Here is a 15,306-nt window from a genome sequence, read left to right as displayed (position 1 = left end):
ATGACCGAAGAAATACAAATTACTCTACCTGACGGAAGCCAGCGAGCCTACCCCGCCGGAGTAACTGGATTAGAAGTTGCCCAAAGCATTAGCGAAGGTTTAGCCCGTAATGTGCTAGCCGCTAAAGTAGACGGCGAAGTTTGGGATGCTACCCGAAGTATTACACAAGATTCTGATTTGCAGTTGCTCACCTGGAACGATCTGGAAGGAAAGTCAGCCTTCTGGCACTCTTCGGCTCATTTGTTAGCAGAAGCTTTAGAAGAATTGTACCCCAATGTAAAGTTTGGTATTGGTCCCCCCATTGCCAATGGTTTTTACTACGATGTAGACTTGGGCGACCGTTCGCTAGGTGAAGATGATTTGCCTAAGGTTGAGGCTAAAATGCAGGAACTGGCTCGGCAGAAAAATACGTATGAGCGCAGCGATGTCAGCAAAGCCGATGCAATTGACTACTTTACTAAAAAGGGTGACGAATACAAGTTGGAGTTGATCGATGGCTTAGAAGACGGACAAATCACTTTTTATCAGCAAGGCAATTTTGTGGATTTATGCCGCGGGCCACACATTCCTAATACCGGATTTATTAAGGCGATTAAGCTGATGAACGTGGCGGGAGCCTACTGGCGGGGCGACGAGAAGAATAAGCAGCTTACCCGTATCTATGGAATCACCTTTCCGAAGCAAAAAGAACTAAAGGAATACTTAGAGTTACTGGAAGAAGCCAAGAAGCGCGACCACCGCAAGCTGGGGAAAGAACTGGAACTCTTCACTTTTTCGGAAAGAGTAGGTCAAGGATTACCACTGTGGTTGCCCAAGGGCGTACTTATGCGGGAGCGACTGGAGAACTTCCTGAAGAAAGCCCAACAGAAAGCCGGGTACCAGCCCGTAATCTCTCCCCACATTGGGCACAAAGATTTATATGTTACTTCCGGTCACTATGAGAAGTACGGTAAAGATTCGTTCCAACCCATCAGCACTCCGCACGAGGGAGAAGAGTTTCTACTGAAACCGATGAACTGCCCGCACCACTGCGAGATTTATCAGAGCCGACCGCATTCGTATAAAGAATTACCCATTCGCTACGCCGAGTTCGGGACCGTTTATCGCTACGAGCAAAGCGGGGAATTGCACGGACTCACCCGGGTGCGAGGCTTTACCCAGGATGATGCTCATATTTTCTGCCGCCCTGATCAGGTAAAGGATGAGTTTAAGAAAGTAATTGACTTGGTGCTTTACGTTTTTGGCTCCATGGGTTTTGAGGACTTTACTACTCAAATTTCGCTGCGCGATCAGGAAGACCGATCAAAATACATCGGTACTGACGAAAACTGGGAAATATCCGAACAGGCAATTGTGGAAGCTGCTGAAGAAAAAGGTCTAAAAACGGTTACTGAATACGGCGAAGCGGCTTTTTACGGACCCAAGCTAGACTTTATGGTAAACGATGCGCTCGGGCGACAGTGGCAGTTAGGAACCATTCAGGTAGATTATAATTTGCCCGAGCGATTTGAACTGACCTACATCGGTGCTGATAACCAGAAACATCGTCCGGTCATGATCCATCGGGCTCCGTTTGGTTCCATGGAACGCTTTGTGGCTATTTTACTGGAACACACCGGTGGAAACTTACCATTGTGGCTCGCCCCCGAGCAGTTTGCCATTCTTCCCATTTCCGAAAAATATGCTGACTACGCCGATGAAGTATTGGCAATGCTAGAAGAACAGGACATTCGTGGTATGATAGATCATCGGGATGAGAAAATTGGCAGAAAAATACGGGATGCGGAAGTTACTAAAATCCCGTTTATGCTGATTGTAGGCGAAAAAGAAGCCGAGAGCCAATCGGTTTCCGTGCGTCGCCACGGGCAGGGTGATGTAGGAACGTATAGTTTACCTGATTTTATCAGCTACTTTTCAGAGCAATTGTAGGTTGTAATTGATGTTTATCAGCAATACGATGGTAAGTTCCATCAGCATCGCTGATTATGAGTTGGCGTAGTCAAAGTTTACAACTACAGCCCAAGCTATGTGTTTACTTGTGAAAGAACGATATGTCAGAATTACCAAAACTTTTTCCTGAATACTTCGGTATAAATAGTAGGCAATTATTGGATAGAATGATTAATTACCGATATTTGCAGGTTCAAAATATTCACTAAACCGGGAGGTAACTATTAGCAAATTTAAAAGAAGAAGAGGGCCTATTAAGCGGGAAGAACCTTATAAGGTCAATCAGCGTATTCGCGCCCCTTATGTACGGGTAGTTGGCGAAAACGCCGATAATGAAATCCACGATGTAAAAGAAGCACTACAAATGGCGCAGGATCAGGGGTTAGATCTGGTGGAAATTTCACCGTCGGCTGATCCACCCGTTTGTAAGATTATAGATTATTCTAAGTTCAAGTACGAACAGAAGAAGAAGCAGAAAGAGATTAAGGCGAAGTCGCAGAAGACCGTGGTGAAGGAAATTCGTTTTGGTCCCAATACTGATGACCACGATTTCAATTTCAAGCTGAAACACGCCCAAGGGTTCTTGCAAGATGGAGCGAAAGTGAAAGCCTACGTACACTTCGTGGGAAGATCAATTGTATTTAAAGAACGAGGAGAAATGCTGTTGCTTCGATTTGCCCAGGCTTTGGAAGAAGAAGCCAAGGTAGAAGAGATGCCCAAACTCATGGGTAAGCGAATGTTTCTCATGTTGGCCCCTAAGGCTGTAAAGAAATAAAATTTGATTCCATAAATTTTCAGGGATCCTGCCAGTGAGGGAACTATCTTTCCCACTAGCAGGATTTCTTATGTCTAACATAACTTAAAATTCAGTAACGATGCCGAAAGCAAAGACCAAGTCAGGCGCAAAAAAGCGTTTTAAGCTGACCGGGACGGGTAAGATCAAGCGTAAGCATGCCTTCAAAAGCCACATCCTTACCAAAAAGGAAACCAAGCAGAAGCGCAATCTTACCAAGATGACCCTGGTTCATCCGTCAGACAAAGACCGAGTAAAGAAAATGCTCAATATCTAAGTTTAGTGTTAAAGCGACCGCCGCCTGGTGTTAATGTGTTATGGTTTATTAGCCTCTTTGTAGTCTTAAATCTCTAGCACTAAAACACTATAACGCTACATTTATTTTTGGTTTATTAATTTCACCCGAGGTTTGGCTAGTAAGTACGAAAAGTCGCCAAACATCAAAAAAACAAAACAAACATGCCAAGATCAGTAAACAATGTGGCGTCACGCGCCCGCCGAAAAAGAGTTCTCAAGCAAGCCAAAGGCTACTGGGGACGAAGAAGCAATGTATGGACGGTTGCTAAGAATGCGGTTGAAAAAGGAATGGTCTATTCCTACCGCGACCGCCGACAAAAGAAACGCGAAATTCGCCGCCTCTGGATTCAGCGAATCAATGCCGGAACCCGCGAGCATGGAATATCCTACTCTAAATTTATGGGAGCAATAAAAACTACTGGAATTGACCTGAACCGAAAGGTGCTGGCCGATTTAGCCATGAACCACCCGACAGCATTTAAGGCCATCGTAGAAAAAGTTAAGTAGACATTATCTGCCTCGACAGATTAGTTATAAAGCCCTTCATTCGGAGGGCTTTTTTTATGGAAGAAATACTAGAGGAAGAGTTTTTGCACGGTGAATTTGTAAGCTCATAGTAAAGCTCCTATCTTCAACCAGCTTTACTATAAATGTCACGACCTTTTACAATGAATCTATCTCCTTACTACATTCTGCTCATCGTTACAGCTTCACTTTTTTCAGCCTGTAACCAGCCAGCGGAGAAAGTGTCAGAAGATCGCTCACCCAATATTATCTTCATTATGAGCGATGATCATGCCTACCAGGCAGTGAGTGCCTACGGACATGGTTTGAACGAAACGCCCAACATTGATCGGATTGCTAACGAGGGAGCTATTTTTACCCGGGCTACGGTCACCAACTCTATTTGTGCGCCCAGCCGGGCGGTGGTGCTTACTGGGAAGCATAGTTTCAAGAACGGTAAAGTAGATAATATTCAGCCTTTCGATTGGGATCAGGATAATTTTCCTAAGCTGCTACAGGCTAACGGCTACCAAACCGCTCTGATTGGTAAAATCCACCTGGATGGGTTACCGCAGGGGTTTGACCACTCAATGGTGCTACCGGGACAGGGGCATTATTACAATCCCGACTTTCTAGTGAATGGTGAACGCCAGCGATTTGAAGGCTACGTTACTGAGATCACAACGGAGCATACTCTGAAGTGGCTGAAAGAACAGCGCGATCCGGATAAACCCTTTCTGCTGATGTACCATCAAAAAGCACCACATCGTAATTGGAAGCCAGCACCCAAGTACCTTACTCTTTACGATGATAAAACTTTTGATCCACCATCGAACTACTTTGATGATTATGAAGGAAGAGGTAAGGCAGCCAAAGAACAGGAGATGGAGGTAGATGGGCACGCTCGCTGGGGCCATGACTTTAAACTGATAGTTGATCCGAGTGGTGATAGTACTGGACTTGCTCGTACACTAGAGCGGTTTAGCGAAGAACAACGAAAGCAGTGGCACGCTGCCTACGAACCTAAAAATCAGGAATTTTTAAAAACGTACTACGCCGAAGAGGAACTAGAATTTGATGAAGATCGAGAGAAAGAGATTGCCCTCTGGAAGTTTAACCGCTACATTAAGGATTATCTGCGAACTATTAAATCGGTAGACGATGGAGTAGGCGAAGTGTTAGATTATTTAGATGAAAATGGGTTGGCCGATAATACGATTGTGGTTTATACTTCAGATCAAGGTTTTTATTTGGGCGAGCACGGTTGGTTTGATAAGCGGTTTATGTACGAGCAATCGTTCCGCACTCCGCTGCTGGTGCGTTATCCCAAGGAGATTGAAGCTGGAATGGAAAGTGATGCTTTGGTACAGAATCTGGATATTGCCCCTACGTTCTTAGACTACGCCGGAATCGATATTCCTGAGCCAATGCAGGGTGAATCCTTCCGCAAGTTAGTAGGTGGTGAAACTGACGAGTGGCGCGATGCGGTCTACTATACCTACTACGAATATCCCTCAGTACACATGGTGAAGCGACACTACGGCGTGGCTACCGATCGCTATAAACTCATGCACTTTTACTACGATATCGATGAGTGGGAAATGTACGATCTGGAGAAAGACCCCAACGAAATGCAGAATGTATACGACGATCCTGAGTACGCTGAAGTGCAGGAGCAACTCCACACCCGCTTAACTGAACTACGCGACCAATACGGAGATAGCGACGAAAATAACCAGCGGTTTTTAGAAGAATATCTGGAAGTAGTGGAAGCGCGAAATAATAAGTGATAGCAATGATTTTACCTTATCAATACGTCAAAAATCAGTTTACCTGGTTTTTTCTTTCACTGCTTATTGTCAACTGCTCGCCTCAGCCCGAAACAGCAACCGAACTGGAAAGTGAATCTTCTAATCCACCCAATATCATCTATATTCTAGCCGATGATTTGGGCTACGGCGATTTGAGCTGCTACGGACAAACTAAGTTTTCTACTCCCAACATTGATAAACTAGCCCAGGAAGGTATGCGGTTCACTCAGCACTATTCAGGCAACACCGTATGTGCTCCATCCCGTTCAGCGTTAATGACGGGACTTCACACGGGGCATACTCCCATTCGGGGCAATAAAGAGGTTCGGCCCGAAGGGCAGCACCCCTTGCCCGATAGTGTACAGACTTTAGCGGAATCATTGCGGGAAGCAGGTTACGCTACCGGAGCCTTTGGCAAGTGGGGGCTGGGCTATCCTGGTTCAGAAGGTGATCCTAATCAGCAGGGCTTCGATGAATTCTTTGGCTACAATTGTCAGCGGTACGGGCACCATTACTATCCGAGGCACCTCTGGCATAATCAGGATTCGATTGTGCTGGAAGAAAATGCTGGAAAGCAGAAAGGCAGTTACGCACCTTCTTTGATTCATCGGGAGGTGCTGGGCTTTATTGAAGACCATCAGGAGGAACCTTTTTTCCTTTACGTACCTAGCGTAATTCCTCATGCCGAATTAGTCGCCCCACCGGAAATAATGGCGCAATATCAAGGAAAATATCCACCGGAAACCCCCTACGAGGGAGTAGATGAAGGTGAGAACTATCGAACCGGGCCCTACGAATCTCAGGAAGAACCCCACGCGACTTTTGTGGCTATGATTTCACTGCTTGATCAGCAAGTAGGCGAGATTGTGGCGAAAGTAGATTCATTAGGCTTGGCCGATAATACACTGATTATCTTTACTTCCGACAATGGCCCCCATCAAGAGGGTGGGGCTGACCCGGACTATTTTGATAGCAACGGCCCGCTGAAAGGCTACAAGCGTGATCTTTACGAAGGTGGTATCCGAGTGCCAATGATTGCCCGTTGGCTGGGTAAAATTGCAGCGGGTAGCGAGAGTGACCACGTTTCGGCATTTTGGGACGTCTACCCGACCCTAGCTGAGTTAGCCAACACGGAATCTCCTGAAGGGGATGGTGTTTCTTTTGTTCCTACTCTGTTAGACTCAGGTAGTCAGCCTCAGCATGATTATCTCTACTGGGAATTCCATGAAAAAGGCGGGCGACTAGCGGTGCGGCAAGGCGACTGGAAAGCGGTTCGCTACAATGTGCTAGAGAATCCAGATAGCCCGCTAGAGCTGTACGATCTTTCCCAGGATATTGGCGAAGAGAACAATGTGGCTTCCGAACATCCTGAGGTAGTAGCCGAAATGGAAGAAGTACTAAAGAATGCTCGTACTCCCTCCCCAGTTTTCACCTTCGATCAGGGGACGTACCTCGGTGCTCAGTAGGTAATTATCGTAATACCTTGGTTTTTTGCTGTTGCTCAAACTCAGAGTCGTAGTCTGGGTTTTTAGGGAATGATAGATCAAGTTGGTGGCTTTTGAACCAGTTGGTTAATAGCTGGTACAGTTTATTCCTGACATCTGGATAGTCATTAGCTACGTTGGTAGTTTCACCTAAGTCTTTGTTCAAATTGTAAAGTTCTAGCGAATCATCTTCGTAGTAGTGGTGTAATTTCCATTCACCGAGCCGGACTACTGAACCGGGACGGGTGCGGAATAGCGGATCACGACCCCCGTCTTCCGTCGGATGATAAGCCTGTAAATAAATAGGGAAATGCCAGAAAAGTGGCCGTTCGGTTATCTCTTTTCCTAACAGCAGCGGTGTAATATCAACTCCATCCAGTGGCTGCTCCTCTTCAGACTGAACATTGAGAATACTTTGAAAAGTTGGGTAAAAATCCAGATTACTGACAGGAGTGGTGCATATGGTTTGAGGAGTAATTTTTTCAGGCCAGTGAATGATTAGTGGCACCCGGATACCACCTTCGTAGTACGAACCCTTACCCGCTCGTAGCGGATCTTGGTACGATATGTCCCGAATTCCTCCGTTGTCGGAAGTAAACACAACAATAGTATTACTCCGTAATTGCAAACGATCAATTTCTGTAAGCAGTCGACCTACATTTTCGTCTAGCGAAGCAGTCATTGCCGCATAAATCGGATTGTCTTGGCCATGAGTAGTTTCTTTCTTGTCAAACCGCTCGACCAACTCTTTCTTTCCAATGATAGGAGTATGAACCGTGTAATAGGGCAGATACAGGAAAAAAGGTTTTTCTTGGTTTGCCTGCAAAAAACCGATTGCTTCGGAAGTGAGCCGATCAGTTAGATATTCGCCTTCTGGACCGTCGGGCAGATGATCAACATTGTAGGGACTAAAGTATCCATTCTTACCAGGGTTTCCCCGGTGGCTGCCACCTGCATTCACATCAAAGCCCTGCGTAGTGGGATTATCACCCAGGTGCCACTTTCCGAAGGTACCCGTAACGTATCCTTGGCCACGAAATAGTTCCGCTAGGGTGTAAATAGAGTCGGCTAAAACGGTCTGGTTACTCGCGGGAATAACTTTTCTAGTCCGAGTATCGCCTCGATCGGAGTTACCCACTGTGTAAATTCCGTGTCGCGGAGTATTCATTCCCGAGAGCAGGCAGGCTCGGCTGGGGGCACAGTTAGCTGCTCCGGCGTAAGCCTGAGTAAATACCATACCTTCCTGGGCTAATCGGTCAATATTGGGAGTTTCGTAGTAGCTACTACCCATGTATCCCAAATCACGGTAGCCTAGATCATCCACGTTGATAAAAACTACATTGGGCGATTGAGCAGCCGTTTCAGAAACTACCCAACTCCACAGCACCAGAAGTAATAATCGAAACATCATCCGTTTTTAGGCAGGAAAATAGAAAAAAGTAGCCAGATGCGAAAACTCACCCAGCTACCATTTATTTAGAAAGGATCGCTATTGATAGCCATTATTCGTCGGATCAAACTCGAGCAGATTCGGGTTTAATATAATCTCTTCTTCTGGGATGGGAGCTCTTACATGTATCGGTAAAATATTATCTGGCCCGTTGAATGACAAGTAGGTAGCGTTTTGTACGATTTCTACCAGAATGCCCCAGCGGATGAGGTCATAACGGCGGAAGCCTTCGGCAGCTAGCTCCCATTTTCTTTCATCTTGTAATACTTGCCGAAAGGCTTCTTGGCCTAAACCAGCGTAGGGTTGGTCAGGTTCGTAGGCGCGTTCGCGTACCTGGTTGATGTACTGAAATGCAGTCGGGTCGCCCAGTTCGTTAGCGGCCTCAGCTGCCATCAGGTAGGTATCCGCCAGTCGGAAGATAATGTACAACTCACCGTGGTTGGCCCGCGGGGAATTGATAAAGTCTAAATTCCAGTGCTTGGGTAGGTATGTAAACTGTAGTTCAAACCCGAGGTACTCGTTAAGTACATTGAGTGGTCGTCTAAGGTCATCCATCGGAAATGCTTCGGCAAAGCTAGGTAAGGCTACGGTGAGTCCGAACCCGTTAAATTCCTCATTGCGGACATTCAGGGCTTCCGAAAGTGCTCCTCGCTCTTCCGAATTAGCCGGTTCATCCCGGATACGGGGATTAAACGCATCGGTGCGGCTCGTAATATTCTGGTCTACATCTTTGGAATAATCTAATCCCCAAATCACCTCATCGTGAAACGGATTAGGGGCGTTTAGATTGAATACATCGGCGTAGTTAGCGAGTAGCCGATGGGGTGAGTTGTTAATGATGTCCGTTGTTTCGGTCAGCGCTCCCGACCAGTCTTCTTCCCACATCATCATCTTGGCTTTCAGCATCTTGGTAGCCCAAACCGTGGCTCTACCTACATCACTACCGTTAAACGATGAGGGTAGTAATTCTTCGGCTTCCACCCGGTTTAAATCATTGATTACATTTTGACGAACGGTACTGACGTCGGTACGGCCCAACTGAGCTACTTCGCTGAGCGGCAAATCCTCATCGTAGTAGGGCACTGCTCCCCAAATATTAGTAAGATGGTAGTAAGCAAACGACCGCAGAAATAAGGCTTCTCCGGTTACCCGTCCGATAATGGTCGGAGATAAACTCGGGTTATCGGTCACATTATTAATCACCGAGTTAGCATCACCAATAATGCGGTAGAGGTTTTGCCAAATATTACGGGCGTTACCGTAGTTACTTGGGGAGAGCGTGTAGTTTTGTATGGGTTCCACACCACCAAACTGTCGGTTAGGCCCTACCTCATCGGCTCCGTAAAGTGTGAAAGACTGGATATTTCCCCAGTTAGCGTACAGACTGCGGCCGCTAAAACCTCCTTGCCCAGAAAATCCCTTATAAAGGCCGTTCACCGCCAGTATAGCTTCTTCGTCGGAGGTATAAAAATTATCAGGGCTAATAATACCACGGGTATCTTCTTCCAGAAAATCCTGACAACCGAAGGTGCCTAGTAGGGAAAGTGATAGTAAAGTAATGATAATATTCTTCATGGCAGTTGACATTAAAAGTTTGCATTAAGACCGATGGTAAATGAACGAGCTGTAGGATATTCCGCTCGAATCACTCCCCGTACCACATTCCGAAATTGATTATTAGTATTGTCAGGCCCAATTCGGGTAGCTTCCGGGTCGTAGCCTCGGAAATTAGAGAAAAGGAGCAAGTTATTTCCCGTGACGTATACGCTGAGGTTTCGCAACCAGCTCACATTTTCGGTAGGGACTTGGTAGGCTAGCCGGACGTTTCTCAGTCGCAGATGAGTTCCATCTTCTACCAGTTCATCATTAGAAGGCACATCGGCAATACTGATGACACTACCCGCTCGGGGGATGTCCGAGTTGGGATTTTCTTCCGTCCAGCGGTTCAGAGCGAATCGATAAATATTCTGATCACTTCTACCGAAGAAGCCTCGCTGGGCAAATTCATTGTACACATTATTGCCGAAGGTTCCCTGAAAGAAGACATCCAGCGTGAAGTTTTTGTACTGGAAGGAGTTATTAATTCCGCCAAACACAGTAGGTTCGGGATCACCAATAATAGAGAAATCATCAAGAAAGCTGATGGTACCATCGTCGCTGGTATCCCGGAACCGAGGACCACCTACAACGGTTCGCAGTCCATCGTACCCAAATTCGTCAATCTCCGCTTGCGACCGCCAAGTACCCAGGTAATTTAATCCGGTGAATACGCCCACAGGTTCGCCTACAATTAGTTGAGCTCCGGGGCCACCCTGCTCTAAGTTGTAAATGATAATTTCGTCTACCCCGCCCAAGTCCAGCACTTCACTCCGGTTGCCAGCTAACGTCAGCGTGGTTGACCACTTAAAGAAGTCGTTATCCACGTTTACTGAGTTGACCATTAGTTCCATGCCCTGGTTTCGCAGTGAGCCAATATTCTCCAATCGCCGATCGAATCCGGTTTGGCGAGGAATCTCTCGGTTGAGAAGTAGGTCTACAGTGGTTTTTCGGTAATAGTCCAGCTCAAAGGTGAGGCGGTTGTTGAAGAAGCCTGCCTCCAGCCCAATATCAAACTGCCGGGTGGTTTCCCACCGTAGTTCGGGGTTATCGGGGCGGTCTCTTCGCACGTTAATATTCTGGGTATTATTAAATATCACCACGCTAGGGTCGAGAATGGCTCGGGTACTGAAGGCATTAATCGCTTGGCTACCCGATACTCCGTAGCTCGCCCGGAACTTCAGATCATCAAATACCCCCAGGTTTTGGATAAATTGTTCGTCGCCTAACCGCCAAGCAAAGGCTGCGGATGGGAAGAATGCATACTGGTTGTTGGCCCCCGAGAAACGGGAAGAGCCATCCACCCGTCCTGCTACGGTAAATAGATATTTGTCCTTCAGCGTATAATTCACCCGGCCCAGCCAGGAGACAATTTGAAACGGGTTTCTAAAATCAGAGTTTACCCGAAAAGTTTCCGGATTACCGACCTCCAGTACGTCAAAGGATACCCCGTCGTTGGGCAAGCCATCGGTAAATGCTGAGAAGAACTCAGTTTTTGACGTTTGCCAGGTGAAACCACCCAAAACGTTGAAGCGATGGTTCTCGTTGATCTCCTTATTATAAGTAATCGTATTTTCTTGCAGAATTTCCACATTGAAGAGGTTGCGGAGCTCCGCCCGTCCACCAATTTGGGAAGCCGCTCGAGAGGGTAGTCGGCTAGACTCAAAAACATTCCGCTTTTCCCAGTTAAGCTGGGGACCAATGGTAGAGCGAATCGTTAGCCCCTCAATGGGTTCTATCTCCAAGTAGAAATTACCTAATAAGTTAGTCCCGATCTCTTGGTCGGCATTCAGTGCCAGACTAGCCAAGGGGTTGTCGAAGGGGCCACCTTGTACATAGTTCTCGTCCCAAAAGCTACCATCTTCCTGAAAAGCAGGAAAAGAGGTTAGGGCCAGGCGAGCATTCCAAAGATTGACCAAACTATTGTCGGTATCAGTGTAGGTAGCGTTTACCCGAGCCCCTAACTTCGCCCACTTGGCTAATTTGAAATCTAGGTTAGTACGAACATTGTAGCGACTGAACCCAGAATTTTCGATGATACCACGCTGGTTGAGGTAGTTGCCCGAAATATAGTAGTTCACATTCTCGGTGTTTCCACTCACCGAAAGGTCAATGTTGTTGATGGGAGCGGTGCGAGTGATGAGATCTTGCCAGTCGGTATCGGCAATGAGGCTTTCGTCGACAAAGGGGTTAGACTCCCCGCTAAACTCGGCGTATTCGCTACCGTAAGCGGCTCGTTCTATACCGTTCAGAAAATCGACCTCCCGCAGCAACGACTGCGTGCCGGTATAGGCGTTGAAAGAAATATTGGGCTTACCTCCTGTTGCCCCGGAGCCGTCTTTGGTCGTAATCAAAATCACCCCGTTCGCTCCCCGCGTACCGTAAATAGAGATGGCCGAAGCATCTTTAAGAATATCAATCGATTCAATATCGTTAACATTCAAATTATTGAGGTTGAAGTCTGTTCCCGCAATAAATCCATCAATCACGTAGAGTGGCTCGTTGTCGCCTTGTACCGAGTTACCGCCCCGGATGCGAATGGAGGCTCGCGCTCCGGGAGCCCCATTCACTGAAGTAACATTCACACCGGGTGCCCGACCCTGAAGGAGCTGGTCTACCCGAGGAGCAGGTAGGTTAGTTAGCTCATCGCCTTCAATCTTGGAAACGGCGCCCGTCAAATCCCGCTTTTCTACCGCACCGTATCCCACGACGACTACTTCGGAGAGAGACTGGATGTCAGGAGATAATGCAATATTGATCATCGAACGACCGTTAATTTCTTCTTCTAAAGTCTCAAAGCCGATTGACGAAAATACTAATGTGGTTACATCGTCGGCAACGGTTAGGCGATAATTACCCTCCACATCCGTCACCGTACCAGTAGAGGTGCCTTTGGCTAAAATATTTACTCCGGGTAGCGGTTCGTCGGTAGACAGGTCAGTCACTTTTCCCGATACGGTCTGTTCAGCAGGCAACTCAATCGGGACGGTAGGGCTAATGATTTTTGGGGCTGATGGCATAACCAGGCTTGTTTCGCTCGGATTTTCCTGTTTTACTTTTTCAAATGAGACCCGATCATTGTCCGGATAAATCACGTAGGTTTTTTCATCAAACTGCTCAAAGGTTAGCTCCAACGGGGTAAGCAGTTGACGCAGAATTTCTTCCAGTGTTTTTTGTCCTTGTTTTGCCTGACCGGCAATGGCATTGTCTACTTTCTTGTTCTGGAGCAAGTCCTGGTCGTAACTGAAACGGGTGTCGTACTGCTGTTCCAGTTCGTTTAGTGTCGGAATAAGGGCATGTTGCACCTTCTGCTGGGAAGCTAACGCGTGCTGATAAGCTTCGGCTAGCCGAGCTTGCCCTACGCTAGGAGAGGCTAAAAAGATTAGCCCGAGCCATAGTAGTAATTTGTGCATAACTATTGTATTAAATGAAAATTAGATTGAAGACTGATGATTATCGTATGGTTACCCGATCTTGATGCTGTTCTATCTTAATCTGAAATACTTTTTCCATCTGGCCGAACAGACTGGTTAGATTACCTCTATTTATTCTACCGGTAAACTTTTTGTCGGCTGTAGAATTATTCTCAATACTGACGTTCAATCCGTAGGTATCTTCCAGTAATTGGGCGATTTCGGCAATGGTGGTTCCATCAAAAATATGTTCATTTTGTATCCAGGCTGTGTATTTTTGAACGTTTACCGGATGCTGAATATAATCGCCCGCCTCTATCTCTACTAGTTCTCCCGGCTGCATGATAATATCATTTGGTAATACTTCTGCTTCCTTTGTTTGCAATGCAACCTCGCCCTCCTGTAAAACAATTTGGGTGCGATCTCGCCGATTTAAAACATTAAAGGATGTTCCTAATACCTTAACAGTTACGGCATTGGCATGCACTAAGAACGGTCGATGATCTTTCGTGTGATGCACTTTGAAAAAAGCTTCACCGCTAAGAGTCAATTTTCTTTCCGAAGATTCCAGCCAGGCTTCTTGGTAGGTTATGGATGAGTTGGAGTTGAGGTATACTGAAGAGCTGTCGGGCAGAGTAACGTAACGTGTCTCGCCGTAGGTAGTCTGATGAGTTATTAAAGCAGGTTCGTTTATTCTTAAGTACAGAAATACGCTAGAAGTAAGCAGCACCACTACACTGGCTGCTACCCAGTACCAATCTATTATCCGATGAGTACTTTTAGCTTTCTGGTTTGCTCCATGTCGTGCTTGCAGAACCTGCCACATTTGCTGAACTTCTCGTTCGGGTAAGACTTCCTGTGGCTCTACTGCTTTCATTTGTTGTACCAATTGCCGGGCTTCGGACAAGATTGCTTCCCGTTCGGGGCTTTCATTCTGCCACTCAAGCCAGTACTGATCAAGAGCTGGGGTTGGATGAAGCACCCAAGTGATAAACTTATCGTTTAGCAGGAGCTTCTCCCGCATTTGGTCGCGTTCGTACATAGATTATCCAGTGGCAACTCGACAAAAAGTCGCATTCATTCTTTTAGTGTCTAGTGGCAGGCACTTCTTTTGCAGAGCCTTCATTAATAAGAGGGGTGAAGCGTGTTTTTGTGCACGTACCAACGAAACTGTTTTTACTTATTTATACTTTTCACAAAGGAACGTTAGAAATACAAGATTTCTTCTAAAAACATGACGATTATTTTGAAAAATTTAAATAGTATTCCCACTCCTACTATGCTGACCAGTCGTTGCATTTTCTCCGGCCAGTGATTTGCCAGTGCATCGATAGCGTTCTTCAATAACTGGTACACAGCTCGCCGCTGAATATTCATAATCTGAGCGATTTCCTGAATTGGTACATTCTGATAGTACCGTAAAAAAATTGCTTCCCGCTGACGTTCAGTCAGTTGTTCCAACCCTCGGTTCAGGTAGCGTTGATTGTCAAACTTACTTTGCTCAACTATTTGTTCGCTTTCAAAGGAAGGTATGGTAATAGTATCATTATCTATTTCGCTGAAAGGGAATGTCTCTCTTTGCTCTATAATCTTTCGCCGGAGGGCAGTAGCAAGATAGTATTGTATGTGGCGTACGTCACTTAACCCTGAGCGGTGTTCCCAGAGATAGTAGAATACGTCCTGGATCGTATCTTTCACCAGTTCGCGATCTGAACATAAGCGACAACCGTACTGAAAGAGAGGCTGGACATGCTGGTGGTAAATAGTTGCGTACGCCTCACGATCACCTTGTTTAAACGCTTGCCAGAGCACAAAATCTTCCGTATGCTGAACTACATTCTTAGGCTGTTGCTTCATCTTTCAGTCTGTCGTGAAGCTATTATACTTAATAATTACTTTTTTGAAAAAGATAGTATGAAATTATTCATTTGCATATTGCTAGATGATAAAAGGTTTTAATTCTAACGAATTTGTAATACCCGTTAAGAGTGGTAAGAATTACACTGCC

The 15,306-nt window shown here is 46.2% G+C and carries 11 protein-coding genes; 6 read left to right on the top strand and 5 right to left on the bottom strand.

The features are described from left to right. From thrS to P0M28_RS06780, 6 genes are all read left to right on the top strand, one after another. Positions 1–1,929, top strand: a complete 1,929-nt coding sequence (thrS, locus tag P0M28_RS06805) for a threonine--tRNA ligase (RefSeq protein ID WP_302208933.1) — start codon at positions 1–3, stop codon at positions 1,927–1,929. Between the two features lie 244 nt (positions 1,930–2,173). Further along, positions 2,174–2,725 (top strand): translation initiation factor IF-3, encoded by a 552-nt coding sequence (infC, locus tag P0M28_RS06800; RefSeq protein ID WP_302210861.1) that lies wholly within the window; start codon positions 2,174–2,176, stop codon positions 2,723–2,725. A 100-nt stretch (positions 2,726–2,825) separates the two neighbouring features. After that, on the top strand, positions 2,826–3,020 hold the full coding sequence (gene rpmI, locus P0M28_RS06795) for a 50S ribosomal protein L35 (RefSeq protein WP_302208932.1): 195 nt from the start codon (positions 2,826–2,828) through the stop codon (positions 3,018–3,020). A 182-nt stretch (positions 3,021–3,202) separates the two neighbouring features. Further along, complete coding sequence (gene rplT, locus P0M28_RS06790) at positions 3,203–3,547, top strand: 50S ribosomal protein L20 (RefSeq protein WP_302208931.1); 345 nt, start codon at positions 3,203–3,205, stop codon at positions 3,545–3,547. A gap of 143 nt (positions 3,548–3,690) precedes the next feature. Then, positions 3,691–5,334: a sulfatase family protein gene (locus P0M28_RS06785; protein WP_302208929.1), complete on the top strand. Its 1,644-nt coding sequence runs from the start codon at positions 3,691–3,693 to the stop codon at positions 5,332–5,334. A gap of 5 nt (positions 5,335–5,339) precedes the next feature. After that, positions 5,340–6,821 (top strand): arylsulfatase, encoded by a 1,482-nt coding sequence (locus P0M28_RS06780; RefSeq protein WP_302208928.1) that lies wholly within the window; start codon positions 5,340–5,342, stop codon positions 6,819–6,821. Between the two features lie 4 nt (positions 6,822–6,825). Here the strand turns inward: P0M28_RS06780 and P0M28_RS06775 are convergent, their stop codons facing one another. The 5 genes from P0M28_RS06775 to P0M28_RS06755 all read right to left on the bottom strand — a co-directional run bounded on the left by P0M28_RS06775 (position 6,826) and on the right by P0M28_RS06755 (position 15,155). Further along, positions 6,826–8,250 carry a sulfatase gene (locus P0M28_RS06775; protein WP_302208927.1) on the bottom strand — a complete coding sequence of 475 codons (1,425 nt, stop codon included), beginning with the start codon at positions 8,248–8,250 and terminating at the stop codon, positions 6,826–6,828. 78 nt (positions 8,251–8,328) lie between these two features. Then, positions 8,329–9,864, bottom strand: a complete 1,536-nt coding sequence (locus P0M28_RS06770) for a RagB/SusD family nutrient uptake outer membrane protein (protein WP_302208925.1) — start codon at positions 9,862–9,864, stop codon at positions 8,329–8,331. Positions 9,865–9,875: 11 nt separating this feature from the next. Beyond that, positions 9,876–13,298 carry a SusC/RagA family TonB-linked outer membrane protein gene (locus tag P0M28_RS06765; protein WP_302208923.1) on the bottom strand — a complete coding sequence of 1,141 codons (3,423 nt, stop codon included), beginning with the start codon at positions 13,296–13,298 and terminating at the stop codon, positions 9,876–9,878. 40 nt (positions 13,299–13,338) lie between these two features. Next, positions 13,339–14,340, bottom strand: a complete 1,002-nt coding sequence (locus P0M28_RS06760) for a FecR family protein (RefSeq protein WP_302208921.1) — start codon at positions 14,338–14,340, stop codon at positions 13,339–13,341. A gap of 164 nt (positions 14,341–14,504) precedes the next feature. Then, positions 14,505–15,155, bottom strand: coding sequence for an RNA polymerase sigma factor (locus P0M28_RS06755; protein ID WP_302208920.1), 651 nt, complete (start codon positions 15,153–15,155; stop codon positions 14,505–14,507). Between the last annotated feature and the right edge of the window lie 151 nt (positions 15,156–15,306).

Source organism: Tunicatimonas pelagia (genome assembly GCF_030506325.1).
GTDB lineage: Bacteria > Bacteroidota > Bacteroidia > Cytophagales > Cyclobacteriaceae > Tunicatimonas > Tunicatimonas pelagia.
The sequence above is the reverse complement of the archived record's forward strand: the minus strand, read 5'-3'. Positions and strand labels throughout refer to the sequence as shown.